24 protein-coding genes are annotated in these 26,168 nt (G+C 72.2%); 13 read left to right on the forward strand and 11 right to left on the reverse strand.

Annotated elements, in window-relative coordinates:
* Window positions 1-12: 12 nt before the first annotated feature.
* Window positions 13-1,143 (reverse strand): FHA domain-containing protein, encoded by a 1,131-nt coding sequence (locus IPZ69_RS21980; protein ID WP_235455948.1) that lies wholly within the window; start codon window positions 1,141-1,143, stop codon window positions 13-15.
* 361 nt (window positions 1,144-1,504) lie between these two features.
* On the opposite strand from IPZ69_RS21980, the gene IPZ69_RS21985 reads away from it, so the two are divergent.
* A complete protein-coding gene (locus tag IPZ69_RS21985) occupies window positions 1,505-2,881 on the forward strand; it encodes a hypothetical protein (protein WP_235455949.1) in 1,377 nt (458 codons plus the stop codon).
* A gap of 6 nt (window positions 2,882-2,887) precedes the next feature.
* On the opposite strand, the gene IPZ69_RS21990 is transcribed toward IPZ69_RS21985, so the two are convergent.
* Complete coding sequence (locus IPZ69_RS21990; protein WP_235455950.1) at window positions 2,888-3,289, reverse strand: MazG nucleotide pyrophosphohydrolase domain-containing protein; 402 nt, start codon at window positions 3,287-3,289, stop codon at window positions 2,888-2,890.
* 87 nt (window positions 3,290-3,376) lie between these two features.
* On the opposite strand from IPZ69_RS21990, the gene IPZ69_RS21995 reads away from it, so the two are divergent.
* Complete coding sequence (locus IPZ69_RS21995) at window positions 3,377-4,375, forward strand: TAXI family TRAP transporter solute-binding subunit (protein WP_235455951.1); 999 nt, start codon at window positions 3,377-3,379, stop codon at window positions 4,373-4,375.
* A gap of 45 nt (window positions 4,376-4,420) precedes the next feature.
* Here the strand turns inward: IPZ69_RS21995 and IPZ69_RS22000 are convergent, their stop codons facing one another.
* Together IPZ69_RS22000 and IPZ69_RS22005 are read right to left on the reverse strand one after the other, a co-directional pair.
* Complete coding sequence (locus IPZ69_RS22000; RefSeq protein ID WP_235455952.1) at window positions 4,421-5,851, reverse strand: sensor histidine kinase; 1,431 nt, start codon at window positions 5,849-5,851, stop codon at window positions 4,421-4,423.
* Between the two features lie 9 nt (window positions 5,852-5,860).
* Window positions 5,861-6,547, reverse strand: a complete 687-nt coding sequence (locus tag IPZ69_RS22005; protein ID WP_235455953.1) for a response regulator transcription factor — start codon at window positions 6,545-6,547, stop codon at window positions 5,861-5,863.
* Between the two features lie 299 nt (window positions 6,548-6,846).
* Here IPZ69_RS22005 and IPZ69_RS22010 point away from each other — a divergent pair, with 299 nt between their 5' ends.
* From IPZ69_RS22010 to IPZ69_RS22040, 8 genes are all read left to right on the forward strand, one after another.
* Window positions 6,847-7,623 carry an amino acid ABC transporter ATP-binding protein gene (locus IPZ69_RS22010; RefSeq protein WP_235455954.1) on the forward strand — a complete coding sequence of 259 codons (777 nt, stop codon included), beginning with the start codon at window positions 6,847-6,849 and terminating at the stop codon, window positions 7,621-7,623.
* Between the two features lie 79 nt (window positions 7,624-7,702).
* A complete protein-coding gene (locus tag IPZ69_RS22015) occupies window positions 7,703-8,542 on the forward strand; it encodes a glutamate ABC transporter substrate-binding protein (RefSeq protein ID WP_235455955.1) in 840 nt (279 codons plus the stop codon).
* A gap of 111 nt (window positions 8,543-8,653) precedes the next feature.
* Window positions 8,654-9,319 (forward strand): amino acid ABC transporter permease, encoded by a 666-nt coding sequence (locus tag IPZ69_RS22020; RefSeq protein WP_308407530.1) that lies wholly within the window; start codon window positions 8,654-8,656, stop codon window positions 9,317-9,319.
* On the forward strand, window positions 9,316-10,215 hold the full coding sequence (locus tag IPZ69_RS22025; protein WP_235455956.1) for an amino acid ABC transporter permease: 900 nt from the start codon (window positions 9,316-9,318) through the stop codon (window positions 10,213-10,215). Before IPZ69_RS22020 ends, IPZ69_RS22025 begins: the two co-directional genes overlap by 4 nt.
* A gap of 177 nt (window positions 10,216-10,392) precedes the next feature.
* Window positions 10,393-12,060, forward strand: a complete 1,668-nt coding sequence (locus IPZ69_RS22030; RefSeq protein WP_235455958.1) for an FAD-dependent monooxygenase — start codon at window positions 10,393-10,395, stop codon at window positions 12,058-12,060.
* 117 nt (window positions 12,061-12,177) lie between these two features.
* Window positions 12,178-12,225: a hypothetical protein gene (locus tag IPZ69_RS47875; RefSeq protein WP_309506048.1), complete on the forward strand. Its 48-nt coding sequence runs from the start codon at window positions 12,178-12,180 to the stop codon at window positions 12,223-12,225.
* Between the two features lie 71 nt (window positions 12,226-12,296).
* Entirely contained in the window at window positions 12,297-12,866 is a 570-nt protein-coding gene (locus tag IPZ69_RS22035; protein WP_235455960.1) for a cysteine dioxygenase, read from the forward strand.
* The gene (locus IPZ69_RS22040) at window positions 12,863-13,264 is read left to right on the forward strand and encodes a rhodanese-like domain-containing protein (protein ID WP_235455961.1); all 402 of its coding nucleotides are present in this window, start codon (window positions 12,863-12,865) and stop codon (window positions 13,262-13,264) included. The genes IPZ69_RS22035 and IPZ69_RS22040 overlap by 4 nt, the downstream gene beginning before the upstream one ends.
* Window positions 13,265-13,351: 87 nt before the next feature.
* On the opposite strand, the gene recX is transcribed toward IPZ69_RS22040, so the two are convergent.
* Together recX and recA are read right to left on the reverse strand one after the other, a co-directional pair.
* The gene (gene recX, locus IPZ69_RS22045; protein WP_235455962.1) at window positions 13,352-14,263 is read right to left on the reverse strand and encodes a recombination regulator RecX; all 912 of its coding nucleotides are present in this window, start codon (window positions 14,261-14,263) and stop codon (window positions 13,352-13,354) included.
* Between the two features lie 3 nt (window positions 14,264-14,266).
* Window positions 14,267-15,391: a recombinase RecA gene (gene recA, locus IPZ69_RS22050; protein WP_235455963.1), complete on the reverse strand. Its 1,125-nt coding sequence runs from the start codon at window positions 15,389-15,391 to the stop codon at window positions 14,267-14,269.
* 302 nt (window positions 15,392-15,693) lie between these two features.
* Between recA and IPZ69_RS22055 the strand changes: the two genes are divergently transcribed.
* On the forward strand, window positions 15,694-16,449 hold the full coding sequence (locus IPZ69_RS22055) for a hypothetical protein (protein WP_374293638.1): 756 nt from the start codon (window positions 15,694-15,696) through the stop codon (window positions 16,447-16,449).
* Between the two features lie 15 nt (window positions 16,450-16,464).
* Here the strand turns inward: IPZ69_RS22055 and IPZ69_RS22060 are convergent, their stop codons facing one another.
* Window positions 16,465-17,736 (reverse strand): AI-2E family transporter, encoded by a 1,272-nt coding sequence (locus tag IPZ69_RS22060; protein ID WP_235455964.1) that lies wholly within the window; start codon window positions 17,734-17,736, stop codon window positions 16,465-16,467.
* A gap of 60 nt (window positions 17,737-17,796) precedes the next feature.
* The gene (locus IPZ69_RS22065) at window positions 17,797-17,991 is read right to left on the reverse strand and encodes a DUF3046 domain-containing protein (RefSeq protein WP_235455965.1); all 195 of its coding nucleotides are present in this window, start codon (window positions 17,989-17,991) and stop codon (window positions 17,797-17,799) included.
* 80 nt (window positions 17,992-18,071) lie between these two features.
* Here IPZ69_RS22065 and IPZ69_RS22070 point away from each other — a divergent pair, with 80 nt between their 5' ends.
* Entirely contained in the window at window positions 18,072-19,034 is a 963-nt protein-coding gene (locus IPZ69_RS22070) for a hypothetical protein (protein WP_235455966.1), read from the forward strand.
* A gap of 44 nt (window positions 19,035-19,078) precedes the next feature.
* On the opposite strand, the gene IPZ69_RS22075 is transcribed toward IPZ69_RS22070, so the two are convergent.
* From IPZ69_RS22075 to IPZ69_RS22085, 3 genes are read right to left on the reverse strand one after another with little or no spacing between them, the layout of a single operon-like run.
* The gene (locus IPZ69_RS22075; RefSeq protein WP_235455967.1) at window positions 19,079-19,387 is read right to left on the reverse strand and encodes an AzlD domain-containing protein; all 309 of its coding nucleotides are present in this window, start codon (window positions 19,385-19,387) and stop codon (window positions 19,079-19,081) included.
* On the reverse strand, window positions 19,384-20,175 hold the full coding sequence (locus IPZ69_RS22080; protein ID WP_235455969.1) for an AzlC family ABC transporter permease: 792 nt from the start codon (window positions 20,173-20,175) through the stop codon (window positions 19,384-19,386). The genes IPZ69_RS22075 and IPZ69_RS22080 overlap by 4 nt, the downstream gene beginning before the upstream one ends.
* On the reverse strand, window positions 20,103-21,065 hold the full coding sequence (locus tag IPZ69_RS22085) for an AraC family transcriptional regulator (protein ID WP_235455970.1): 963 nt from the start codon (window positions 21,063-21,065) through the stop codon (window positions 20,103-20,105). The genes IPZ69_RS22080 and IPZ69_RS22085 overlap by 73 nt, the downstream gene beginning before the upstream one ends.
* A 107-nt stretch (window positions 21,066-21,172) precedes the next feature.
* On the opposite strand from IPZ69_RS22085, the gene IPZ69_RS22090 reads away from it, so the two are divergent.
* Window positions 21,173-26,131, forward strand: coding sequence for an ATP-dependent helicase (locus IPZ69_RS22090; RefSeq protein WP_235455972.1), 4,959 nt, complete (start codon window positions 21,173-21,175; stop codon window positions 26,129-26,131).
* Window positions 26,132-26,168 lie beyond the last annotated feature (37 nt).

Here is a 26,168-nt window from a genome sequence, read left to right on the forward strand (position 1 = left end):
CAACGGACTTCGTCATCCTTCATCATCTCTTGTGACCTTTTGACGCGGCGGCTCCTCGAATGCCGTCGTCGCGCCTCCGGCGCCGCCGTAGTCCGGGTGCCCCGCTTCGGGGCTGTACCGCCGTCCGGACATCCTGATCGACACCGCGCCGGCGAGGATCAGTTGGTCCGGCGCGTTCAGCCGGGCGGTGTCGCCCGGCGGCAGCCGCCTGGGCTCGCCCAGCGCCCGGCCGCCCCAGCGTCGTACCTCGGTGCCGTGCGTCGAACCGATGTCACGGGCCGACAGCGTCAGCCCGTCGTCGAGTTCCAGCAACAGATGGTGGCGGCTGACGGCCGCGACGGCGCTCCGGTGCCTGCGGTCCAGTCCGTCCAGGTTGATGCCGTGCGCGAGGGCGCCGCGTCCGACTTCCACGCAGTCGCCCGCCTCCAGCGGGAAGCGCAGGATCTCCGACCCGTCGTCCTGCCGCGCGACGACGATCTGCCGCGAGGCCCGGCGCGCGCCCACCTGCACCAGCGGCCTGCGGCAGTTAGGGTCCGGGCACACCGGAGTGCCGGTCGCCCGGTCCACCGCGGGCCACAACAGGATCCGGTCCGGCCAGAGTTGGGCCAGCGCGCACCGGGACACGCACTTCCAGGCGAACCCCAGCACGGCCTTGCGGTCCTTGAGCCCGTCCCGGACCAGTTCCTTGTCCTCCTCGGCACGCGACACGACCTGTCCGGCCACCGGAACGATGCCGCTCGGCCCGAACCCCAGCCCCGCGCCCTCCCTTCGCCACGCGTGGAACCGCTCGGCCGCGCCCTCGATCCACGGGTGCCGCCGCCGCATGTCGACGAACTTGTCCCGGCTGATGACCCGCAGGCCGTCCTCCTTCGCCCTGGTCAGCAGTACGGGGTCCGCGTACGGCACGGCCACGAGCTCGCCCGAGCGGCACATCCGGTCGAACGCGCGTCGCTCCCCGGCCGGGAGCTCATACCGCAGAGCCCGGTCCACCACGCATTCCAGCCGCGTCCGTGCGCCGTACAGCCCGCGCCAGGCCTCGGTCAGCCGTCTCAGCCGGTCCAGTCGGGGCGCCTTCGACCACGGCTCGATGTCGCCCGCCCAGCAGACGTTCGACACATCGACAACGGCGTGCATCTCCGGCATGGCCGCGTTCGCCTCCGATCCGTTCGTCCGGCGTGGCCACGATGCCCCATCGGTACGCGACCCGGCCGGTGAACCACGGTTTACGCAAGAGGAGTTCGGCACGTTCGGCCGACCAACAGGCGTTGATATCCTCGGCATTGGCCACCCGACGGAGCGGCATCCGGCCACAGCGAGGCCGAAAATCACCGTGGGGCAGGTCACTTCGAGATGTGACCGGAATGCGGAGGCTGCGTGTGCCACTCGTGGCATGCTCATGTCTTGTCATATGGTTACCGGCCGGTACTACCCGGCGGTGCCTTCTCGCGACCCCCCACCTTCAGGACTGACCTTGCGCAGACGCACAGGGCGCACGTATGCCCTCATGCCCGCCTTGGCCGTGATCACCCTCCTCATCGCCACCGGCTGTTCCTCCTCCTCGCCGCAGGACGCGCGGCCGGTGGCCGACCAGAGCCAACAGGCCCGTACCCCGGAGGCGACCGCCACCGCGGCGGCGGACCACTCGCTCTCCGTCGCCGCCGCTCCCGCCGCCACCGCGACCGCCGCCGCGGGCCCCGCCGGCTCGGGCAGGCCGGCGCACAGGACGACGCTCAAAGTGAGCGCGTACGACAACAAGACGCGACGCGCCGTCATCTCCAGCAAGAAGAAGCCGGGTTCGGCTTCACCGTCCCCCGGCTCCTCCCCCGCCCCGCGCGAGGCCGCTGTCGGTGACGTCATCGCCAGCGCCCCCGCGCCGGGCGCGCCGCACGGTCTGCTCGCCAAGGTCACCAAGGTGATCGGCGAGACCGGCGCGGGCACGGAGGTGCAGACCGAACCGGCCGCGCTCAACTCCGTGCTCGGCGACGACACGGCCAAGGGCACCGTGCCCGTCGACCCGGCCGCCTTCGACGTCACCAAGCTGCTGCCCGACGTGAAGGTCTCCTGGTCCAAGACCGGTGATGTGCACATCGGCCCGAAGGGCGCCTCCGTGCCCCTCGGCAGCCTGCGGCTCGACGTCTCCGCCGAGGTGCCGACGGCCGAGGGCGCCCCCGTGTCGGCGGCCGCCTCGGTGTCCGGCTTCGTACAGGTCGCCCCGCAGGTCGACTTCAAGTACGGCGGTGCGGGCACCGACGCGGCGCCCGGCTCGGCCTATCTGGGCGTGTCCGGTGACTGGAAGTCGGGCTGGGCCGTCAAGGGCCGCGCCGCCGCCTCCACCGCCCCGCTCAGGATCCCGTTCGCCAAGCTGCACGCCGACCCGGTCCTCCAGGTCGGCCCGGTCCCGGTGGTCGTCAACCTCGACCTGACCTGCTACTTCCAGATCAGCGCCGACGGCAAGGTCACCGTCGACGTGGAGCAGAGCCTCAAGGGCGACTTCAAGGCGGGCGGCACCTTCGGCGCCGGCAAGGGCTGGACCCCGGTCAGCTCCTCGGACATGACGAGCACGCCGGTCCGCTCCACGCTGACCGCCGCCGGAAACGTGAAGGCGGCGCTCGGCGCCGAGGCCTCCGTCGGCCTCTACGGCACCGTGGGCGTCTCCGCCGACCTGGCGCCCTACCTGCGCGGTGAGGCCGCGGGGACGGTGACCACCTCCTCCGACACCCCCGGTGCGCGGTTCACCGGCACCTGGGGTCTGTACGGCGGTGTCGATCTGTCCGGCACCCTGCGGCTCCAGCTGTCGATCTTCGGTACGCCGGTGTTCCAGCGCAGCATCCCGCTGGGCGCCCTGCACCGCGAGTGGAAGCTGGCGGGCACCGGCGTCTGAGCCGTGTCAGGCGTCGCCGGGGGCCCAGCCCTGGCGGCGCAGCTCGGCCGACACGTCCGGCGCCACATAGTGGTCGCCCTTGAGGACCTTGCCGTCGGCCCGGCGTGCGACCTGCCCGTCGGGCCCCAGCTTGCTCATGTTGGAGCGGTGGATCTCGGCCAGCACCGCGTCCAGGTCGATGCCGTGCACCAGGGCGGTGCCGTACGCCACGTAGACCACGTCGGCCAGCTCGTGTGCGAGCCGGTCGAGAGGGCCGACCGCGACCTCGGCGACCTCCGCTGCCTCCTCGGCGAGCAGTTCCCACCGGTGCGCGGCCAGCGCGGGGGACACCTCGCTCGGCGTGCTGCGGGTGTCCAGGCCGAAGGCACGGTGGAATTCATGGACGAGGCGGGCGGGCGAGGAGGTCATACGGCGACTGTAGCCGCCGCCACCGACAGGCCCCCGCGCGCGCACCGGCCTGGTCAGGACCCTGGGGCGCCTGGCAGGATCGCGCGCATGTCCACTGTGTTCCCCGGTATCGGCAGGCGCCGCGCGCTTCAGGGCGCGGCCGCCGGCTTCGTCGCTTTCGGGCTGCTGCTGTGGTGGCTGCTGCCCCTGGGCGAGGACCCTCCGGGCGGAACCATCGTCTTCAGCACCGGAACACCGCGCGGTGTCTACCAGGAGTACGGCGAGCGGCTGCGCTCCGAGCTCGACCGGGACATGCCGGACCTGAAGGTGACGCTGCTGAACAGCGCCGGTTCGCAGGAGAACGTGCGGCGCGTGGCGACCGGGCGGGCCGACTTCACCATCGCGGCGGCCGACGCGGTCGAGACGTACGAGCTCCAGCACGGCAGCGGTGCCGGGCGGCTGCGCGGTGTGGCCCGGCTGTACGACGACTACGTACAACTCGTCGTGCCGCGCGACTCGGACGTCAGGAACGTCTCCGACCTCAGGCACAAGCGGGTGGCGATAGGGCTGCCCAACTCGGGCGTGCGGCTGATCGCCCAGCGGGTGCTCAGGGCCGCGGGGATCGACCCCGCCAAGGACATCAAGCCGATGTCCGACGGCATCGACACCGGGCCCGGCCGGCTGAAGAAGGGCAAGATCGACGCGTTCTTCTGGTCCGGTGGGCTGCCCACGAAGGGCCTGGTCGAACTGGCCCGGACGTTCGACTTCAAGTTCGTGCCGATCGGCGGCGACCTCGTCGCCCGGCTCCACACCGAGGGGGACGCGGCGCGGTACTACCGGGCCACCAATATGCCGGAGTCCGCCTACCCCTCCGTCCAGCAGGGCTCCACCGTACCGACCATTGCGGTGTCGAACGTTCTGATGACCCGCAAGGACATCGACCCCCGCCTCACGGAGTGGGTGACCCGCACCGTCATCAAGAGCCGCGACGGCATCGGGGCGCACGTCCACTCCGCCCAGCTGGTCGACCTGCGTACCGCCATCTACACGGACCCGCTCATGCTGCACGAGGGCGCGCGCCGCTACTACCGCTCGGTCAAGCCGTAACCGCCGACGACGCGGCACCGCACGGGTGCCTGTCCGCGGGCCCGGTCACGGACCCTCGCGGTCGGCCTCCTGGTCCACCAGCCCGCTCCTGGGCACCGTCACCGTCACCCGCAGGCCGTGCGGCTCGTGGTGCTCGTACGCGATCGAGCCGCCGGCCGCGCCGAGCAGGGCGCGGGTGATGGACAGGCCCAGGCCGGAGCCCTTGACGTTCTGATGGCGGCCGCTGCGCCAGAAGCGGTCGCCGACGCGGGCGAGTTCCTCGTCGGTGAGGCCGGGGCCGGTGTCGGTGACGTCGACCGTCGATGTGGCGCCGTTGGAGGCGACGGTGACCTCCACGGTGCCGTCCTCGGGCGTGAACTTCACCGCGTTGTCGATCACCGCGTCCAGCGCGCTGGACAGCGTGATGGGGTCGGACCATGCCGTGGTGGGCGGGCAGTCGCCGGTCAGCCGCACGCCCCTGGCCTCGGCGGCCGGCGCCCACGCGGCCACCCGCTCGGCGGCCAGCTGGCCGATGTCGGTCAGCCGCAGGTTCGCCTCGGCGTGCTCGGCCAGCGCCAGGTCGAGCAGGTCGTCCAGAACCTGCGTGAGGCGCTTGCCCTCGGTGCGGACCGAGGCGATCTCCTCGTTGTCCTCGGGCAGTTCGAGGGCGAGCAGCTCGATGCGCAGCAGCAGCGCCGAGAGCGGGTTGCGCAACTGGTGCGAGGCGTCGGCGACGAAGGCGCGCTGCTGCTCCAGGACGTCCTCGACGTTGTCCGCCATCTCGTTGAACGAGCGGGCCAGCCGCCGGAGTTCCGGCGGTCCGCCGGCCACCGCGACCCGGGACTTCAGCCGTCCGGTGGCGATGTCATGGGTGGTGGCGTCGAGGACGCGGACGGGCCTGAGCACCCAGCCGGTCAGGCGCAGCGCGGCCCCGACGGCCAGCAGCATCGCGGCGATCTCACCGGCCCCGATGAGCAGCCAGCCACGCAGCGTCCGCGACCGCATCGGCCCGGTGGGCGAGTCGGTGACCACCACGGCCACCACGTCGCCGTCCCGGATCACCGGCGAGGCGACGATGAGGCGGTTGCGCTGCCAGGGCCACACCTGCTGCGGGTCGTGGCTGCGGCGGCTGAGCAGGGCCTCCTGGAAGGCCTCACGGACCTCGCCGGTCAGCGGGAGGAACCAGTCGTCCGGGGCGTTGGCCATCGCCGCGCCGCTGCGGTAGAAGACGCCGGCCCGGATGCCGTAGACCCCGTAGTAGCTGCTGAGTTCGCGACGCAGGGTCTCGGTGCGCTCGTCCTCGGTGCTGAGGGGCGATCCGGTGGGCCGGTCGGTGACGAACTGGGCGAGCGCGGCGAAGCGTGCCGTGTCGTCGATCCGGTCGACGACGACCTTCTGCTGCTGGGCCGCCGCGAGGCTGACGGCGAGCGGCAGGCCGAGCGCGAGCAGCACGGCGGCCAGCAGGACGATGAGCAGCGGGAGGAGACGTGTGCGCACCCGTGCCCGCTACGCGGCCGGGGCGACGAGCCGGTAGCCGACGCCGCGTACGGTCTCGATGAGCGCGGGCATCCGCAGCTTGGCGCGCAGGGAGGCCACGTGCACCTCCAGGGTGCGCCCGGTGCCCTCCCAGCTGGTGCGCCACACCTCGCTGATGATCTGCTCCCGCCTGAAGACCACTCCGGGGCGCTGGGCGAGCAGCGCGAGCAGATCGAACTCCTTGCGGGTCAGCTGGACCACCGAACCGTCCACGCTGACCTGACGGTTGGGCAGTTCGATGCACACCGGACCGAGGCGCAGCGCGCCCTCGCCGCCCGGTGCCGCGTCCTCGTGGGCGGTGCGCCGGCTGACGGCGTGGATCCGGGCGAGCAGTTCCCCGGTGTCGTACGGCTTCACCACGTAGTCGTCGGCGCCGAGGTTGAGGCCGTGGATGCGGGACCGTACGTCGGAGCGTGCGGTGACCATGATGACCGGGGTGCTGGTGCGCTTGCGGATCTTGCCGCAGACCTCGTAGCCGTCCTGGTCGGGCAGGCCCAGGTCCAGCAGGACGACACCGAAACCGGCACCTTCGGGGACGAGCGCCTGGAGCGCCTCCTCGCCGCTGCGGGCGTGCGTGACGTCGAATCCGTGCCGCGCGAGGACGGCGGACAGGGCCGCCGCGACGTGGTTGTCGTCCTCGACGAGCAGCAGTCTCATCCCGGCCCCCTCCGGTTCAGCGTTCGTATGATCTTGGTTCGTGGTCGGCTTGTAGAAAACGCGCGCACGCGCGCGAGTGCACCAAGGCAGTCACGCTGATGGACGATGATTGCGTCAAGAGGGTTCCGGTTACCCGCAGGTTCCGTTACGCGGCCGATACCTGGCCCGCCCACAACTGCTACGACACGTGTCCGATTGCTATCGGATCGTGATGCTCAGATTCCCCTCAGATGTAATGACGCTGGTCATTCGGGGTTACTACATTCCTCCGAAACCGAGGAGGACGGAGCCCGAAAGCGATGACCGAAGTATCGGTGGCCAAGCAAGACGTGGCCGCGACCGGCGAACTGGTCGTCCTGAAGAGCGTCAACAAGCACTTCGGCGCGTTGCACGTACTCCAGGACATCGACCTGACCATCGCCCGCGGCGAGGTCGTCGTGGTCATCGGACCCTCCGGGTCCGGTAAGTCCACGCTGTGCCGCACCATCAACCGCCTGGAGACCATCGACTCGGGCACCATCACGATCGACGGAAAGCCGCTGCCCCAGGAGGGCAAGGAGCTGGCCCGGCTGCGGGCGGACGTCGGGATGGTCTTCCAGTCCTTCAACCTCTTCGCGCACAAGACCGTGCTCGAAAACGTGATGCTCGGCCAGATCAAGGTCCGCAAGGCGGACAAGAAGCAGGCCGAGGAGAAGGCCCGCACCCTGCTCGACCGGGTGGGCGTGGGCACTCAGGCCGACAAGTACCCCGCGCAGCTCTCCGGCGGCCAGCAGCAGCGTGTCGCCATCGCGCGGGCCCTGGCGATGGGCCCGAAGGTCATGCTCTTCGACGAGCCGACCTCGGCCCTGGACCCGGAGATGATCAACGAGGTCCTCGAAGTCATGCAGCAGCTCGCCCGTGACGGCATGACGATGATCGTCGTCACCCACGAGATGGGCTTCGCACGATCGGCTGCAAACCGAGTGGTCTTCATGGCGGACGGTCGCATCGTCGAAGAGGCTGCGCCCGACCAGTTCTTCAGCAATCCGCGCAGTGACCGGGCCAAGGACTTCCTGTCGAAGATCCTGCACCACTGACGGCACCTTCCCGCGCCCCGGACGACCCGGGCCTCCCGCCAGACGGCCCGCTTCTCCTCACCAGACAAAGGATGTTCAGATGAAGCTCCGCAAGGTCACCGCCGCCTCGGCCGCCGTGCTCGCCCTCTCCCTCGCCGCCACCGCGTGCGGCTCGGACAAGAAGGACGACGGTGGCTCCTCCGGCGGCGGCGGCAAGATCAAGGTCGGCATCAAGTACGACCAGCCCGGCCTCGGCCTGAAGCAGCCGGACGGTTCCTTCTCCGGCTTCGACGTCGACGTGGCGACCTACGTGGCCGGCAAGCTGGGCTACAAGCCGAACCAGATCGACTTCGTCGAGACCAAGAGCGCCGACCGCGAGAACGCCCTCTCCCGCGGCGACGTGAAGTTCATCGCGGCCACCTACTCGATCAACGACGAGCGCAAGCAGAAGGTCGACTTCGCCGGCCCCTACCTGCTGGCCCACCAGGACCTGCTGGTCAAGAAGGACTCGAACGTCACCAAGGCCACGGACCTCAACGGCAAGAGGCTGTGCTCCGTGACGGGTTCCACCTCGGCGCAGAACATCCACGACACCATCGCCCCGAAGGCCAACCTGAAGGAGTACAGCGGCTACTCGGAGTGCATCGCCGCCCTGCAGAGCGGCGCCGTGGACGCGGTGACCACCGACGACTCGATCCTCGCGGGCTTCGCCGCGCAGGACAAGTACAAGGGCCAGTTCAAGCTCGCCGGGCTCAAGCTCAGCAACGAGAACTACGGCATCGGTGTGAAGAAGGGTGACACCGCGACCCTCGACAAGATCAACAAGGCGCTGGAGTCGATGGTCAGCGACGGCTCCTGGAAGACGGCGGTCGACAAGAACTTCGGCCCGGCCAACTACAAGAACGAGCAGGCGCCGAAGATCGGCCAGATCGTCAAGTAAGGCCGGCTCCAGCTCCGCGGGGTTCCCCGGGCGCGCCGTCGCCCGCCGCGATCACGGCGGCGGCGCGCCATGCCCTCCCCATACGCCACACACCCGGAAGCGCGGGAGATCGTGTTCGACTTTCTTGAAGGTTACGACGTCCTCGGGGCGTTCTGGATGACGGTGAAACTCACCGCCCTCTCCGCCCTGGGCTCCCTGATCTGGGGCACCCTGCTGGCCGGGATGCGGGTCAGCCCGGTCCCGCTGATGCGCGGGTTCGCCACCGTCTACGTGAACATCGTCCGGAACATCCCCCTGACGGTGATCATCCTCTTCACCTCGCTCGGCCTCGCCGACATCTTCGGCATGACGCTGGGCGCCTCCGACTTCAAGGTCCAGGGCTTCCGGCTGGCGGTGCTCGGTTTCATCGCCTACACCGCGGCCTTCGTCTGCGAGGCACTGCGGTCCGGCATCAACACCGTGCCGCTGGGGCAGGCCGAGGCGGCCCGCGCGATCGGGCTGAGCTTCAGCCAGACGCTCCGGCTGATCGTGCTGCCCCAGGCGTTCCGCTCGGTCATCGGCCCGCTGGCCAACGTGCTGATCGCGTTGACCAAGAACACCACCGTGGCGGCGGCGATCGGCGTGGCCGAGGCCGCGTACCTGATGAAGTCGATGATCGAGAACGAGGCCCAGACGCTGCTCGTCGGCGCGGTCTTCGCCTTCGGGTTCGTGGTGCTGACCCTTCCCACCGGCCTCTTCCTCGGCTGGCTCGGCAAGCGCATGGCGGTGAAGCGATGAGCTCCGTTCTGTACGACACCCCCGGCCCCCGGGCCAAGCGGCGCAACGTCGTCTTCTCCGTGGTCTTCGTCCTCGTGCTCGCCCTGGTGGCGTGGTGGGTCTGGCAGAAGATGGGCGACAAGGGCCAGCTGAAGTGGGACCTGTGGGAGCCGTTCACCACGTCAGAGGCGTGGACGACGTATCTGCTGCCGGGCCTCGGCAACACCCTGAAGGCCGCCGCGCTCGCCATGGTCATCGCGCTCCCGCTGGGCGCCTTCTTCGGCATCGCGCGCATGTCGGACCACCGGTGGGTGCGGGTTCCGGCCGGGGCGGTGGTCGAGTTCTTCCGCGCGATCCCGGTCCTGCTGCTGATGCTGTTCGCCAACGAGTTCTACGCCCGCTCCACGGACGTCACCAGCGACGACCGGCCGCTGTACGCCGTCGTCACCGGCCTGGTGCTCTACAACGCCTCGGTGCTCGCCGAGATCGTACGGGCCGGCATCCTCGCGCTCCCCAAGGGGCAGACGGAGGCAGCCCACGCGATCGGCCTGCGCAAGGGCCAGACGATGACGAGCATCCTGCTCCCGCAGGCCGTCACGGCCATGCTGCCGGCCATCGTCAGCCAGCTGGTGGTCATCGTGAAGGACACCGCGCTGGGCGGCGTGATGATCGGCTACACCGAGCTGCTCAGCGCGCGTCAGACGCTCGCGGCGAACTACGCCAACGTCATCCCCAGCTTCATCGTGGTGGCGATCGTCTTCGTCGTCGTGAACTTCGCCCTGACCAGCTTCGCGAGCTGGCTGGAGCGCAGGCTGCGGCGCAGCAAGCGCGGTACGGGCGCGGTCCTGGCGCCGGACACGGTCGAGGACAACCCCGCGGCGATCAACGGCTCCTACGGGGCGGGAACCTACGCTTGACGATCAGTCAACCCGTATGACCCGTACGGAGGGCAGTGGCATGATCGCCACTGCCCTCCGTCGCTTGACGCAAACCCCTCCAATGGGTTGCATACGTTCTGTGATCGTGCACCCCGCTCCACCTTCGTGTTCACCCACGTCCGTCAGGGCACCGCTGCGGGCAGGGGGCGCCGCGCCGTGGATCCGGTGATCATCGTCGGAGCGGGGCCCGTCGGGCTCACGCTCGCCCTGGCGCTGGCGCGTCAGGAGGTGCCGTGCGTGGTCCTCGACGAGGGCCCCGGCAAGGACGAACCACGAGCCGCCCGCACGGTCGTCCTACGTGCGGACACCGCCGCGCTGATCGAGCGGCTCACCGGCGTCCCGCTCGCCGGACAGGGCGTGCGCTGGGCCGGATGGCGCTCGGTCCGGCGCAGGCAGGTGATGCGCGAGATCGCCTTCGACGACGCCGAGCCCGCGCCCCTGCACCTCGCCCAGCACGTGCTGACCGCCGCCCTGCGCACCGCGCTCGCCGCCCGGCCACTGGCCAGGATCGCCGTGGACAGCCGCCTCGACACGATCGAGCAGGAACGCTCCGGCGTCACCGCGCACACCCGGGGTCCCCAGGGCACCTGGTGGCGCGGCAGTTACCTGGTCGGCTGCGACGGCCCCCGCTCGACCGTGCGCAAGCTCCAGGACATCCGCTTCCCCGGCCGTACGGCGGTCGAGCGATACGCCGTCGCCGCACTGCGCGCGGAACTTCCGTGGACCGACCAGGCGTTGCTCCATCGGATGCCGCCGTGGCGGACGTCCGGGCCCTCGGCCGGGGAGGTGACCGCCCGCCCCCTCCCGGAGAGCGTGTGGCGCCTGGACTGGCTGCTGCCGCCGGGCAAGGACCTCGTCACGCCCGAGCTCCTGCTCGCCCGCATCCGCGAGACCCTCGCGGGCTGGACGGACGGCACCACCCCGCCGTACGAACTGCTCGACACCGGCGTCCACACGGTGCACCACCGCCTGGCCCGCAGGTGGCGCGCCGGCCGGGTCTTCCTCGCCGGGGACGCGGCGCACCTGCTGGGCGCGCTGGGCACCCAGGGGCTCGACGAGGGACTCAGGGACGCCGACAACCTCGCCTGGAAGCTGGCCCTCGCCTGGCACCACGGCCCGCACGAGGCCCTGCTCGACAGCTACCAGGCGGAGCGGCGCGCGGTGGTCGCCGCCCGGCTGCGCGCCGCCGACCAGGTCCTGCCGGTGCTGCGCGGCGGTGGCGGGCTGCGCGCCTACGTCCCCGGTACCGCCCGGGGCCAGGACGTGCTGCTCATGGACGGTCACCTGGGGCGCGGCCCGCTGGGGGCGCCGGGGACGTACGCCCACTCGCCGCTCGCGCCCCGGCACTTGGAGGCGGAGGTGGCTCTCGACACGCCGCCGGGCGCGCCGGTGGCCGACGTCCGGGTCACGGCGGAGGACGGCACCTTCGTACAGCTGCGGGACCGGCTCGGGCGCGACGCGCTGCTGGTGGTCCTGGTCGCGCCGGGTACGGGCGTGTGGGACCGCAAGCACTGGGTGACCGCCGGGGTCATGCCCCGGCTGGCCGCCGCGGTGACCGCGCTGCCGCACCCGGCCGAGCTGCTGGTCGCCGAGAGTTACCCGGGCGCCCCCGCGCACTCCGTGCTGCTCGTACGCCCCGACGGCCACCTGGTCACCGCGCTCAACGGGGTCCGCCCGGCCGATCTGTACGCGGCCGCGGAGGCGACGCTGGGCGGTGCGGCGAAGCCGGAGACGGAAGTCGAGGCGAAGGCAAACACGGAGGCGAAGACGGAGGCGGAGGACGAGGCACAGGCCGAGGCCGGGGCGGGCTCGCGCGCGCGTTGACCCGGCCTGTGATCACCCTCCGGTCCACATGGTGACGGTCAGTTGACCGGTCCGCACCGGCATGGTGTACTCCGGATCGTGACCGACACCGATGTGCGCCTGTGGCGGAGGGTCCATATGGACCTCGTCCGCTACGCGGGCTGCGTGTGTCGCCCGTCCTGCTGAATTCGCACCCCTTCTTCTCCCCGGGCGCTGCCCAGCGCCCCCCTTGGCGAACGCACCTCAGGACGGTGTACGTGTCTGTCTCACCCTCTTCTCCCCCGTCTCTCCCTTCCTCTCCCTCCGTCGCCCCTCCCGCCGCCGTCGTCGCTTCCGCGCCCACGCAGGCGGACCTTCTCGACTTCGTACGGCGCACCGCGGCCGACGCCGAACTGATCGCCTCGCTCCCGCTCGACCCGGAGGGCCGCACCTGGGTACGGCTCGAAGGGCCCGGCGGCAGCGAGGCCTGGCTGATCGGCTGGCCGCCCGGCACCGGCACCGGCTGGCACGACCACGCCGACTCGGTCGGCGCCTTCCTCACCGCGTCCGGCGAGCTCACCGAGAACTCGCTCGCCGCCCGGCTGCCCACCGACGGCTGGCGGACCCTGGAACTCACCGACGGCGTGGACCGCGAGCGCCGGCTGCCGGCCGGGCAGGGGCGCTCCTTCGGCCGGCACCACGTCCACGAGGTGCTCAACCTGTCCGCCGACCGGCACGCCGTCTCCGTCCACGCCTACTACCCGCCGCTGCCACGGATCCGCCGCTACAGCCGCAGCGGCCCGGTGCTGCGCCTGGAGCAGGTCGAGCGACCGGAGGACTGGCAGTGAGCGGGCCGGGCGAACAGCCGCTGGGCATCGACGAGTTGCTGACACGCGTGCGGAAGCGCTACCGGCGCGTCGAACCGGGAGAGGCGTTTCGGGCGGCTCGGGCCGGCGAGGCGCTGCTGGTCGACATCCGGTACGCGGCCCTGCGCGAGCGGGACGGGGTGATCCCCGGTGCGCTCGTCGTCGAGCGGAACGAACTGGAGTGGCGCCTGGACCCCGTGGGCAGCCATCGCGTCCCCGAGGCCACCGGTCACGATCTGCGCATAGTGGTGATCTGCAACGAGGGTTACGCGTCCAGCCTCGCGGCCGCCTCCCTGCACCAACTGGGCCTGCACCGCGCGACGGACCTGATCGGCGGCTTCCAGGCCTGGAAGTCGGCGGGCCTTCCGGTGACACCGTGACGCGCTGATCCCGTCGGGCCGGCGCCGGGACTCGTCCGCCTCGGCACCCGTCGGCGTGGGCACCGGCCGCGCCGACACCCGTCGGCGTCAGAACTCCTCGCCCTCCAGGAACTCCGTGTCCTCGCCCTCCTCCTCCAGCGCCTGGCGGACCACCCGGAGGGCCATGCCCTCGGGGTATCCCTTGCGGGCGAGCATGCCGGCGAGGCGCCGTATCCGCTTGTCGCGGTCGAGGCCGCGGGTGGCGCGCAGCTTGCGGTCCACGAGCTCACGCGCCGTCTCCTCCTCCTGCTCGGAGTCGAGCCGGGAGACAGCCTCGTCGATCAGCGCCGAGTCGACGCCCTTGGTCCGCAGTTCCCGCGCGAGGGCCCGGCGGGCGAGGCCGCGGCCGTGATGCCGGGACTCCACCCAGGCATCGGCGAACGCACTGTCGTCGATCAGGCCGGCCTCCTCGAACCGGGACAGCACCTCCTCGGCCACCTCGTCCGGGATCTCCCGCTTGCGCAGGGCGTCCGCGAGCTGCTTCCGCGTGCGCGGGGTCCCGGTGAGCAGGCGCAGACAGATCGCCCGCGCCCGCTCAGCCGGGCCCCCAGGGGACTCCTCCTTCTCGGCCCTCGACAAGGAGAAGGAGCCCCCGTCCTCTTCGGACGTCTCCCCGAAGCCGCCACGCCCCCGACGTCCACGCGGGCCGCCCTGGTCACGCCGCCCACGTCCACCGCGCCGCGCACCGCCGCGCGGCTCGTCGCCGTACGGCCGCCCGTCCGGGCCGGTGCCCGGATCGCCTCCGTACGGCTCAGCGCCCCCGTACGTCCCACCGTGCCCGAGCGGTTCGGCACTCCCGTACCGCTCGCCCCCCGCGTATGGCTCGGTGTCCGCGTAGGCGCCGTCGTCGCCCCCCGTACCGTCGCCCGTCCGGGCGGGGTCCGCGCCACCTCTCCCCCGGCGCCGCTCCCGTGCGGCGTCGAGGTGGGCGTACTCGGCCCAGTCGGTTCGTCGTGTCACGGGTCAGCTCTTGGCTGCGGCGGCCTTGGGCTTGGTGGCCTTGGCGGCTGCCGGAGCGGCGGCCGGCTTGGCGGCGTCGTCCGTGGCGGTCACCGCGGCGTCCGCGCCCGGCTCGGCGGTGGGCTCCTCCGGACGCACGCCGACGCCCAGCTTCTCCTTGATCTTCTTCTCGATCTCGTTGGCCAGGTCGGGGTTGTCCTTGAGGAAGTTGCGCGCGTTCTCCTTGCCCTGGCCGAGCTGGTCGCCCTCGTACGTGTACCAGGCGCCGGCCTTGCGGACGAAGCCGTGCTCCACGCCCATGTCGATCAGGCCGCCCTCGCGGCTGATGCCCTGGCCGTAGAGGATGTCGAACTCGGCCTGCTTGAAGGGCGGCGCGACCTTGTTCTTGACGACCTTGCAGCGGGTGCGGTTGCCGACCGCCTCCGTGCCGTCCTTCAGGGTCTCGATGCGGCGGATGTCGATACGCACCGAGGCGTAGAACTTCAGCGCGCGGCCACCGGTCGTGGTCTCCGGGGAGCCGAACATCACGCCGATCTTCTCGCGGAGCTGGTTGATGAAGATCGCGGTGGTCTTGGACTGGTTGAGCGCGCTGGTGATCTTCCGCAGGGCCTGGCTCATCAGACGGGCCTGGAGACCGACGTGGCTGTCGCCCATCTCGCCCTCGATCTCCGCGCGCGGGACGAGCGCGGCGACGGAGTCGATGACGATGAGGTCGAGGGCGCCGGAGCGGACCAGCATGTCCACGATCTCCAGGGCCTGCTCGCCGTTGTCGGGCTGGGAGAGGATCAGGTTGTCGATGTCGACGCCGAGCTTGCGCGCGTACTCGGGGTCGAGGGCGTGCTCCGCGTCCACGAAGGCGACCTGGCCGCCGGCCTTCTGGGCGTTGGCCACCGCGTGCAGGGTCAGGGTCGTCTTACCGGAGGACTCCGGGCCGTAGATCTCCACGACACGGCCACGCGGCAGGCCGCCGACACCGAGGGCCACGTCGAGCGCGGTCGACCCGGTCGGGATGACCTCGATGGGCTCCCTCGACCGCTCGCCCATGCGCATGACCGCGCCCTTGCCGAATTGCCGTTCAATCTGTGCGAGCGCGGCGTCGAGCGCCTTCTCGCGGTCGGTTCCTGCCATGGGTTCCACCCGATTTGCTTGAGTCGATCGCTTCACGTCAAAGACGCTAACGCCTGCCACTGACAATGCGCCCCGACGCCGGCCCGGCCTGTGGATAACTCGGGCACTTCTCCACGCAAACCATGTCGAAATCCCCGTCGAGAGCCTCGCCTGAGCTTCCATAAGAATGGATGTTCGATTTTCGTGTCAAGCGCACCACACGCCTCTGCCGAGCGTGGCTCCTCGTCTACTCCTCGCGGTGTACGGCAGGTGTCTTCGGCCGGACGACGACCGTGCGGGAGGCTCTCGGGAGCCTTGGGGTCATGCTCATGGCCACGAAGAAACCGCGCCCCGTCGAGCGCCTCTGCCACGCGACCGGTGCGGCCCTCGTCCTCTGCGGTCTCGCGCACCTGGTGGTGTTCGCCGTCGACGGCGGCCCCTGGGACGGTCCCGTCTCCTGGCGCAAGCCCGTCACCTTCGGGCTCTCCTTCGGGGTGACGCTGATCGCGGTCACCTGGGTGACGTCGTACCTGCGCGTCGGGGAGCGGCTGCGCACCACGCTGCTCGCCGTGTTCGCCGCCGACTGCGTGGTGGAGGTGGGCGGCATCATGCTGCAGGCCTGGCGTCGGGTGCCCTCGCATCTCAACATGGAGACCCCCTTCGACACGGCGGTGTCCATGACGCTCGCGGTGGGCGGGGGCGTCCTGGTGGCGCTGCTCACCGTCTTCGCGGTCGTGTCCTTCCGACGCCGGCCCGTGGGGCCCGCGGGCATGCCACTGGCCGTGCGCTCGGGGTTCGCGATCCTGCTCGTGGCGCTCGCCTCCGGCGCGGCGATGATCGCGCGCGGGGTGGTGCTCACCCGGACCGGACACCAGGAGGCGGCGTACCACTCGACGGCTCCGCTCAAGCCGCTGCACGGGGTGAGCCTGCACGCCGTGCTGGTCCTGCCCGCGTTGGCGTGGCTGCTGTCCCGCACGTCCTGGAGCGAGCGAGTGCGCCGGCGGATCGTGGCCGCGGCGGTCGGGTGTTACGCGGCCGCCGTCGCCGGTGCCGGGGTGTGGGCGGTGCTCACGTACTGAACCCGCTCGCCCCGGTCAGGAGGAGGCCTCCTCCGCCCCTCTCGTCTCGGGCTCGGGCATCCCCGGTCCCCGTGGCCACATGCCCCGCACGCGCGCGAGGAGCCCCGGACCGGCCGTCACGCGGCTGCGGTGCCCCTGCACCCGAGGGTCGTCCGTGACGTCGTACCGCTTCACGTAGGCGCCCAGGAAGGCCTGCAGCGTGGCGACCGCGGGGATGGCGATCAGCGCGCCGACGGCGCCGAGCAGCGCGGTGCCCGCGATCACCGACCCGAAGGCGACCGCCGGGTGGATGTCGACGGTCTTCGAGGTCAGCTTGGGCTGGAGCATGTAGTTCTCGAACTGCTGGTAGATCACGACGAAGACCAGCACCCACAGCGCGTACCAGGGGTCGACCGTGAACGCGATCAGCATGGGCAGCGCGCCCGCGAGATACGTGCCGATGGTGGGGATGAACTGCGACACCAGACCCACCCAGACACCGAGCACGGGCGCGTAGGGCACGCCCAGCGCCTCCAGCAGGATGTAGTGCGCGATGCCGGAGATGAGCGCCATCAGCGCGCGCGAGTAGAGATAGCCGCCGGTCTTGTCCACGGCGATCTCCCACGCGCGCAGCACCTCGGCCTGGCGGGCGGGCGGCAGCACGGAGCACAGGGCGCGGCGCAGCCTCGGCCCGTCAGCGGCGAAGTAGAACGAGAACAGCGTGACGGTCAGCAGCTGGAACAGTCCGCCGAGCACCTGGGCGGACACGTCGAGCACGCCGGCCGCGCTGTTCTGCGCGTACTTGCGCAGCCAGTCGGAGCGCAGCAGGCCCTTTTGGATGTCCACGCGCTTGAGGTCGCTGTGGAAGGTCTGGTTGATCCAGTGGATGACCGAGTCGAGGTAGTCGGGGAAGCCCTCGACCATCTTGATGATCTGGCCCGCGAGCATCGAGCCGAGCAGCACGATGAACCCGGCGCTGACGATCGCCAGGCCCAGGAAGACCAGGAAGGTCGCGAGCCCCCGGCGCATACCGCGGGTGGCCATCCAACTCACCGCGGGCTCGATGGCGAGGGCCAGGAAGAACGCGATGAGGATGTTGATCAGCAGGGCGGTCAGCTGGTGGAAGGCCCAGCTGCCCAGCTGGAAGGCGGCGACGAGGGCGAGCGCGAGCACCATGGCGCGGGGCAGCCAGCGCGGCATGCGGGCGCCCGGCGCGGCGGCGCCCTCGGCCGGAGGCCGGGTGGGCGGCGTCGTACCGAACGGGGAGGCTTGCCGGGCTATCGGCCCGGTGTCGTCAGTGGGTGCCACGGTGCAAGTCTCGCCCACGCCGCCGACAACCCGCTGCCCCCGTGCGATCTTCGTGACCGATCAGCGCTGCTCCCCCGGAACATTCATCACCACGCAGACCACGCGCCACACGTCCTTGGCCTCCCAGCCCGCGTTCAGCGCCTCGTGCACCGTCCGCCCGCCGAGCTCCGCCATCACATGATCGCGCGCGAAGGTGTCGGCGTACCCCACACCGAAGTGTTCCGCCATCCGCTGCCAGAAGACCGTCAACCGCATGACCCCAGTATCCCGCCCCTGAGAGTGGGGCCTGCCCGGGACCGCTTGCCGAGACCGCTTTCCGCCCTACGGTCTGACGCATGCCCGAAACAGGAGCCTCCCCACTCCCGCCGACGTCCGCCGCGCCCTCCGCTCCCCCGGCGCGCTCCCCGCTCTTCCGTGCCGAGCAGTTCGTCTGGCTCACCGCGCGCGTGCTGGAGCAGCGCCTCTTCGCCCATCACTTCCTGAACGGCGATCCGGACCCGGTGGAGACGGCGCTGGACGCCTATCGCAACGAGGACGGCGGGTACGGCCACGCCCTGGAGCCCGATCTGCGCGGACCGGTCAGCCAGCCGCTGCACACCGGCCACGCGCTGCGCGTCCTGGATGCCATCGGGCGCTGCGGCGGGCAGCGGGTGGAGCGCGTGTGCCGCTATCTGACGTCCGTCTCCACCGCGGACGGCGCCCTGCCCGCGGTCCATCCCGGTCAGCGCGGCTATCCGGCGGCCCCGTTCATCCCGATCGTGGACGACCCGCCGAGCGATCTGCTGGCCACCGGGCCGGTGGTGGGCCTGCTGCACCGCAACGAGGTCTGGCACGCCTGGCTGTTCCGGGCCACCGACTTCTGCTGGCAGGCCGTGGAGTCCCTGGAGAAGTCCCATCCCTACGAGGTCGAGGCCGCGGTGGCCTTCCTGGACGCGGCACCCGACCGCTCGCGCGCGGAGGCGGCCGCCGACCGTCTCGGCCGCCTGGTGCGCGAGCACCGGCTCGCGGCGCTGGATCCGGAGCGGCTCGCGGACCAGCCGGTCGCGCCCGGCTACGCCCCCGGGGAGCACCACTTCCCGTACGACTTCGCGAGGACCCCGCAGTCGCTCGCGCGCGCGTGGTTCACGGACGACGAGATGACCCGCTCCCTGGACCACCTCGAAGCCGAGCAGCGGGAGGACGGCGGCTGGCCCGTCCGCTGGCGCCAGTGGGCCCCGGGCGCCGCTCTGGAGGCCCGCCCCATGGTGACGATCGAGGCCCTGCGCACCCTCCGCGCGTACGGCCGCTTCGTGGGTTGACGCGACGGCCTCCTTCTCGGACGGCCGTCACCCGCCGACGGCGCTCACCCTCCGAGGGCGCGCACCCCCGCCGTCACCACCACGGCCGCCGCGACGACGAGCAGGAACGGGGCACGCAGCACCAGCGCCACGGCCGCCGCCGCGAGCCCCGCGGCCCGGGCGTCCAGCACGAGGGCGTGTCCGTCGGCGAACGTCTGCTGCGCCGTGAGGGCGGCGAGGAGGGCGACCGGCAGCAGGGCGGCGAGCCGCTTGACCAGCGGCCGTTCGAGGGCGGCCGCGGGGACGAGCAGCCCGGCGAGCTTGACGGCGTAACAGCCCAGGGCGGTCACACCGATCGCGATCCAGATGTTCAACGGTCTCCCCCTGGCGCGTCCGAGACACCTGATCCGTCCGACACATCCGATACGTCAGGCACAGCTGACACATCCGATGCGTCTGGCACAACGGTTCTCGCGCGGCCGCCCCGGCGGCCCTCCGCCCACAGGGCGACCGGGGCCGCGAGCGCGGCCACCAGGACCGGCACTCCGGCGGGCAGGACAGGCAGCAGGCCGAGCCCCAGCAGCACGGCGAGGCCCGCGACGGCGCGCTCCGTGGCGGTCTTCACCATGGGCGCGAGCAGGGCCAGGAACACGGCGGGCCCGGCGGCGTCGAGGCCCCACGCGTCCGTGTCGCCGATGGCCTGGGCGCCCAGTGCGCCGAGCAGCGTGGTGAGGTTCCACAGCACGTAGAGGCTCAGCCCGGTGACGGTGAAACCGAGGCGCGCGCTGCGCCGGCCGGGCTGGGCCAGGGCCACCGCCGTGGTCTCGTCGATCACCCACTGGGCGGCGAACGGCCGCACCGCGCGCGGGAGGGCCAGCAACTGTGACAGGCGCAGCCCGTAGAAGGCGTTGCGCACACCCAGGAAGAAGGCGCCCGCGGCCGCCGTGAGCGGGTTGCCCCCGGCCGCGAGCGCGCCCACCAGGGCGAACTGGGAGGCGCCGGTGAACACCAGGAGGCTCAACGCGCAGGTCTGCGGCAGGCTCAGCCCGCTGCCGGCCGAGGTCACGCCGAAGGCGAACCCCGACAGTCCTACGGCGACCCCGACTCCCAGGGCGTCCCGCACGACGGCGGCATCCGGTTTTCCTCCGCCTTCGGCGGCCATGTCTGCGAGAGCTGTTTGTTCTGCCACGCGTCGGACGTTACGTGCGGCCGCCGCCCCGGGTCTTGTACGTTCTTGCGCTCGCGCTGGTACGCCCCGGGCGGCACGCCGACGATCCGGGCGAAGTGGCGGTTGAGGTGCGGCTGGTCGGTGAAGCCGACGGCGACGGCCGCCTCGGCGGGCGTGGTCCCGGCGTCCAGCAGGTGCCGGGCGCGGCGCACGCGGGCGTCGGTCAGCCAGGTGTGCGGCGGCATGCCGTAGGCGTCGCGGAACGCCCGCAGCAGCGCGAAGGGACTGGTCCCGAGGTCGGCGGCCAGCCGCTCCAGCGTGGGCGGCTCGGCCATCCGCTCCTCGAGTACGGCACGCGCGCGTGCCGCGATCCGGGTCCCGGCCGTGCGGACCTCGCGCCGGGGCAGCGGTCCGCCGTTGAGCCGCAGCAGGCGGGTCACGGCCACCCGCAGCATGGTGTCGGCGGCCAGCGCGTTGCCCTCGTCGGTGGCGCGGAGCACCTGGTGGACCAGGCCGACGGTGTACGGGTCGTCGAGCACCGGGCTGACGAAGCCGGGGGTACCGCGGATCGTGGTCGTCTCGGCGGCGATGGCGGCCACCACTTCGGGCGACGGGTAGACCGCGCCGTACCGCCAGCCCTCGGGAACGCCCGCCCGCCCGGTGTGCGGGGTGTCCGGGTTGACCAGCGCGAGGGCTCCCGCGCCGGCATGGACGTCGGTACCCCGGTGGTGGAAGACCTCGACGCCGTCGGCGATGGCGGCGATCACGAAGTTCTCGTGGGTGTGCCGGACGAAGGTCTTGCGGATGTACCGGGCCCGGAGCAGGTCGACACCGGGCAGTTCGGCGTACTGCCAGTGCCGCGCCCGCTCGCCCGAAGCCACCATGCGCCCATTCTCCGCCACACCGTCCGAGCCGGACGACCGAGATCCCGCGTCTGCCCGCGTTGGCCCGGGCCGGCGGCTTTGTCAGTGGTCGGGTGCAGGATGGACGCATGGTCAGCTCCGCACATCGAGCCCTCGACGGCTTCTCCCCCGCGACCCGCGGCTGGTTCACGGGGGCGTTTTCCGCGCCCACCGCGGCCCAGGCGGGCGCTTGGAAGGCCATCGCGGAAGGCTCGGACGTGCTGGTGGTGGCCCCGACCGGCTCCGGCAAGACGCTGGCCGCGTTCCTCGCCGCCCTGGACCAGCTGGCGTCCGCACCCCCGCCCGCCGACCCGAAGAAGCGCTGCCGCGTTCTGTACGTGTCACCGCTGAAGGCCCTCGCGGTCGACGTCGAGCGCAATCTGCGCAGCCCGCTGACCGGCATCCGCCACGAGTCCGTCCGCCTGGGCCTGCCCGAGCCCGAGGTCAAGGTCGGCATCCGCTCCGGCGACACCCCGGCAGCCGAGCGCCGCGCGCTGTCCACCCGCCCGCCGGACATCCTAATCACCACTCCGGAGTCCCTGTTCCTGATGCTCACCTCGGCCACGCGCGACGCGCTGACCGGCGTGGAGACGGTGATCCTGGACGAGGTGCACGCGGTCGCGGGCACCAAGCGCGGCGCGCATCTGGCGCTCTCCCTGGAGCGGCTGGACGAACTGCTGCCCAGGCCCGCCCGCCGCATCGGCCTGTCCGCGACGGTCCGCCCGGTGGACGAGGTGGCCCGCTATCTCTCGCCCCGCCGCAAGGTGGAGATCGTCCAGCCGAAGTCGGGCAAGGAGTTCGACCTGTCCGTCGTCGTCCCGGTCGAGGACCTCGGCGAGCTGGGCGGTTCCCCGGTGGCCGACGGGTCCGAGGGCGCGGAGCGGCCCTCGATCTGGCCGCACGTGGAGGAGCGGATCACCGACCTGGTGCAGGCCCACCGCTCGACGATCGTGTTCGCCAACTCCCGCCGCCTCGCCGAGCGCCTGTGCAACCGGCTCAACGAGATCGCGTACGAGCGTGCGACCGGCGAGCCGCTGGACGAACACCACGGCCCCGCCGAGCTGATGGGCGGCTCGGGTGCGGCCCAGGGCGCGCCCCCGGTCATCGCCCGCGCGCACCACGGCTCGGTCTCCAAGGAGCAGCGCGCCCTCGTCGAGGAGGACCTCAAGGCCGGCCGCCTGCCCGCCGTGGTGGCCACCTCCAGCCTCGAACTGGGCATCGACATGGGCGCGGTGGACCTGGTCGTGCAGGTGGAGTCGCCGCCGTCCGTGGCCTCCGGCCTCCAGCGCGTCGGCCGTGCGGGCCACCAGGTGGGCGCGGTCTCCACCGGTGTCGTCTTCCCGAAGTACCGCGGCGACCTCGTCCAGGCCGCGGTGGTCACCGAGCGGATGCGGTCGGGCTCCATCGAGTCCCTGAGGGTCCCCGCGAATCCGCTGGACGTCCTCGCCCAGCAGCTCGTCGCGATGACCGCGCTGGACACCTGGCAGTTCGACGACCTGCTCGCCGCCGTCCGCCGCGCCGCGCCCTTCGCCTCCCTCCCGGAGTCCGCGTTCACCGCGGTCCTCGACATGCTCGCGGGCCGCTACCCGTCCGACGCCTTCGCGGAGCTGCGCCCCCGCGTGGTGTGGGACCGGGTCGCCGGCACGATCACCGGCCGCCCGGGCGCGCAGCGCCTCGCCGTCACCTCCGGCGGCACGATTCCCGACCGCGGCCTGTTCGGGGTCTTCCTGGCCGGCGCGGACCCCAAGAAGGGCGGCGGCCGGGTCGGCGAGCTCGACGAGGAGATGGTCTACGAGTCCCGGGTCGGCGACGTCTTCACGCTCGGCACCAGCTCCTGGCGCATCGAGGACATCACCCGCGACCGCGTCCTGGTCTCGCCGGCGCCGGGCGTACCGGGCCGGCTCCCGTTCTGGAAGGGCGACCAGCTGGGGCGCCCGCTCGAACTGGGCCGCGCGGTGGGCGCGTTCCTGCGCGAGGTCGGCTCGCTGTCCAAGGAGGACGCCCGGCTGCGCCTGCTGGCCGCCGGCCTCGACACCTGGGCCTCCGACAACGTGCTGTCGTATCTGGACGAGCAGCGCGAGGCCTGCGGCCACGTCCCGGACGACCGCACGATCGTCGTGGAGCGCTTCCGCGACGAACTGGGCGACTGGCGGGTCGTCGTCCACTCCCCGTTCGGCGCCCAGGTCCACGCCCCGTGGGCGCTCGCCCTCGGCGCCCGTCTGTCCGAGCGGTACGGCATGGACGCGCAGGTCATGCACGCCGACGACGGCATCGTGCTGCGGCTGCCCGACGCCGATCTGATGGGCCTGGACCTGCTCGACCAGCAGCCCATGAAGGCGGGTACGGAATACGACGCCGACCAGGCCCCGGTCGGCGCGGCGGACGTGGCCTTCGACAAGGGCGAGGTCGACCAGATCGTCACCGACCAGGTCGGCGGCTCGGCCCTGTTCGCGTCCCGGTTCCGCGAGTGCGCCGCCCGCGCGCTGCTGCTGCCGCGCCGCAACCCCGGCAAGCGCACCCCGCTGTGGCAGCAGCGCCAGCGCGCCGCGCAACTGCTCCAGGTGGCGAGCGAGTACGGCTCCTTCCCGATCGTCCTGGAGGCGGTCCGCGAATGCCTCCAGGACGTCTTCGACGTCCCCGGGCTCGCCGAGCTGATGGGCGACATCGAGTCCCGCAAGGTCCGTCTGGTCGAGGTCACCACCCCCGAGCCGTCCCCGTTCGCCCGCTCCCTCCTCTTCGGGTACGTCGCCCAGTTCCTGTACGAGGGCGACTCCCCGCTCGCCGAGCGCCGGGCCGCGGCGCTCTCCCTGGACTCGCGGCTGCTGGCCGAGCTGCTGGGCCAGGCGGAGCTGCGCGAGCTGCTCGACGCCGAGGTGCTGACCGAGCTGGAGCAGGAGCTCCAGTGGCTCACCGAGGACCGCCGGGTGAAGGACGCCGAAGGCGTCGCCGACCTGTTGCGGCTGCTCGGCCCGCTCACGGACGCCGAACTGACCGAGCGGGGAGCCGATCCACGGTGGGCCAAGGAGCTGGCCGGTGCCCGCCGCGCCATCCGGGTCCGGATCGCCGGAGCCGAGCACTGGGCGGCCGTCGAGGACGCGGGCCGGCTGCGCGACGCCCTCGGCACGGCCCTGCCGGTCGGCGTCCCCGAGGCCTTCACCGAGCCGGTCAAGGACCCGCTCGGCGACCTTCTGGCCCGCTATGCCCGCACCCACGGCCCGTTCACCTCGGCCACCGCGGCCGCCCGCTTCGGCCTGGGCGTGGCGGTCACCGAGGGCGCCCTGCACCGGCTCGCCGCGAACGGCCGGGTCGTACAGGGGGAGTTCCACCCGGCCGGGATCGGCCAGGAGTGGTGCGACGCGGCCGTGCTGCGCCGACTGCGCCGCCGCTCGCTGGCCGCGCTGCGGCACGAGCTGGAGCCGGTGCCGCCACCCGCGCTGGCGCAGTTCCTGCCGCAGTGGCAGCACATCGGCAAGGGACACGGTCTGCGCGGGATCGACGGACTGGTGCGCGCCATCGAGCAGTTGCAGGGCGCGTCCGTGCCCGCGTCCGCCCTGGAGAAGCTGATCCTGCCGTCGCGCGTGGCGCAGTACACCCCGGCGATGCTCGACGAACTCACCGCCGCCGGCGAGGTGGTGTGGGCCGGGGCGGGCGCGCTGCCCGGCAAGGACGGCTGGGTCTCCCTCTACATGGCGGACGCGGCCCCGCTGCTCCTGCCGCCGCCGCACCCGCTGGAGCCGACCGCGCTCCACCAGTCGATCCTGGACGCCCTCTCCGGAGGGTACGGCCTGTTCTTCCGGCAGATCGCCGACCAGGTCCGGGCCACCACCCACCCCGACGCCACCGACCCCCAACTGGCCGACGCCGTCTGGGACCTGGCCTGGTCCGGGCGGCTGACCAACGACACCCTGGCCCCGATGCGCTCGCTCCTCGGCTCCGGCCGCACGGCGGGCTCCACGGCCCACCGCGCCAAGCGCACGGTGCCGCGCGGCCGCTACGGTTCCCTGACGGCGGCGGCCCGCCCCGCCTCGCGCGGCGGGCCGCCGACCGTCGCGGGCCGCTGGTCGCTGCTCCCGCAGCGCGAGGCGGACGCCACGGTGCGCGGCCACGCGCTCGCCCGCATCCTCCTCGACCGGCACGGTGTGGTGACCCGGGGAGCGGTCGCCGCGGAGGGCGTCGAGGGCGGCTTCTCGGCCGTGTACCGGATCCTGTCCGTCTTCGAGGAGAGCGGTCAGGCGCGGCGCGGCTATGTCGTGGAGGGGCTGGGCGCCGCCCAGTTCGCGATGGACGGAGCCGTGGACCGCCTGCGCGCGGTGGCCAACGCCCGCGAGCGGGGCGACGGTCTGGTGCCCGCGCCCGGCTTCGCGGACGGCGACGCACCGGGCTTCGGCTCCCCCACCGGCGGGACCGACGCCGACTTCGGCGTCACGGGCTTCGGCGCTACGGGCTTCGACAGCACGGGCTTCGACGGCGCGACGTTCGACAACGCAGGCCTCGACGGCGACTTCGACTGGCCGGCCGAACCCCGCACCGCCCCGGGCGACTACGTCTCCCCCAAGGACTTCGCCGCACCGGGCTTCGGCGGCCCACGAGGCGGCCCCAGCGGTCCCGCCCTCCCCTACGGCTACGGCGACCGCCGCACCCGTACGCCCTCCGCCGACACCCGGGCCGTCGTCCTCGCGGCAGCCGATCCCGCGAACGCGTACGGAGCCGCTCTCTCCTGGCCCGAGCCGCCGACCGGCGCCGGGCACAAGCCGGGTCGCAAGGCCGGATCCCTGGTGGTGCTGGTCGACGGAGACCTGACGCTCTACATGGAGCGCGGCGGCAAGACACTGCTGGCCTGGCCCTCCGCCCCGGACACCACGCCCACGGAGGACCCCCGTCTGCGGGCGGCTGCGGAGGCCCTGGCGGCGGCCGCCCGCGCGGGCACCCTCGGCACGGTCACGGTGGAGCGGGTCAACGGCGCCTCGGCCCTCACCTCCCCCTTCGGCACCCTGCTGGAAGGAGCGGGTTTCATCGCGACCCCGCGCGGACTGCGGCTGCGGGCATGATCAGCGCGGCACCGCGGATCGCGGCCGTGTCACCCTT

It is taken from the genome of Streptomyces olivochromogenes, assembly GCF_021538895.1.
Taxonomy (GTDB): Bacteria; Actinomycetota; Actinomycetes; order Streptomycetales; family Streptomycetaceae; genus Streptomyces; species Streptomyces olivochromogenes_A.

Coding starts and splice junctions, on each gene's coding strand:
- IPZ69_RS22055 (WP_374293638.1), top strand. CDS start 15,694: ATGCTCATGGCCACGAAGAAACCGCGCCCCGTCGAGCGCCTCTGCCAC.
- IPZ69_RS22085 (WP_235455970.1), bottom strand. CDS start 21,065: ATGGTGGCTTCGGGCGAGCGGGCGCGGCACTGGCAGTACGCCGAACTG.
- IPZ69_RS22010 (WP_235455954.1), top strand. CDS start 6,847: ATGACCGAAGTATCGGTGGCCAAGCAAGACGTGGCCGCGACCGGCGAA.
- IPZ69_RS22065 (WP_235455965.1), bottom strand. CDS start 17,991: ATGCGGTTGACGGTCTTCTGGCAGCGGATGGCGGAACACTTCGGTGTG.
- recA (WP_235455963.1), bottom strand. CDS start 15,391: ATGGCAGGAACCGACCGCGAGAAGGCGCTCGACGCCGCGCTCGCACAG.
- IPZ69_RS22025 (WP_235455956.1), top strand. CDS start 9,316: ATGAGCTCCGTTCTGTACGACACCCCCGGCCCCCGGGCCAAGCGGCGC.
- IPZ69_RS21985 (WP_235455949.1), top strand. CDS start 1,505: ATGCCCGCCTTGGCCGTGATCACCCTCCTCATCGCCACCGGCTGTTCC.
- IPZ69_RS21990 (WP_235455950.1), bottom strand. CDS start 3,289: ATGACCTCCTCGCCCGCCCGCCTCGTCCATGAATTCCACCGTGCCTTC.
- IPZ69_RS22090 (WP_235455972.1), top strand. CDS start 21,173: ATGGTCAGCTCCGCACATCGAGCCCTCGACGGCTTCTCCCCCGCGACC.
- IPZ69_RS22070 (WP_235455966.1), top strand. CDS start 18,072: ATGCCCGAAACAGGAGCCTCCCCACTCCCGCCGACGTCCGCCGCGCCC.
- IPZ69_RS22015 (WP_235455955.1), top strand. CDS start 7,703: ATGAAGCTCCGCAAGGTCACCGCCGCCTCGGCCGCCGTGCTCGCCCTC.
- IPZ69_RS22005 (WP_235455953.1), bottom strand. CDS start 6,547: ATGAGACTGCTGCTCGTCGAGGACGACAACCACGTCGCGGCGGCCCTG.
- IPZ69_RS21995 (WP_235455951.1), top strand. CDS start 3,377: ATGTCCACTGTGTTCCCCGGTATCGGCAGGCGCCGCGCGCTTCAGGGC.
- IPZ69_RS22080 (WP_235455969.1), bottom strand. CDS start 20,175: ATGGCCGCCGAAGGCGGAGGAAAACCGGATGCCGCCGTCGTGCGGGAC.
- IPZ69_RS21980 (WP_235455948.1), bottom strand. CDS start 1,143: ATGCCGGAGATGCACGCCGTTGTCGATGTGTCGAACGTCTGCTGGGCG.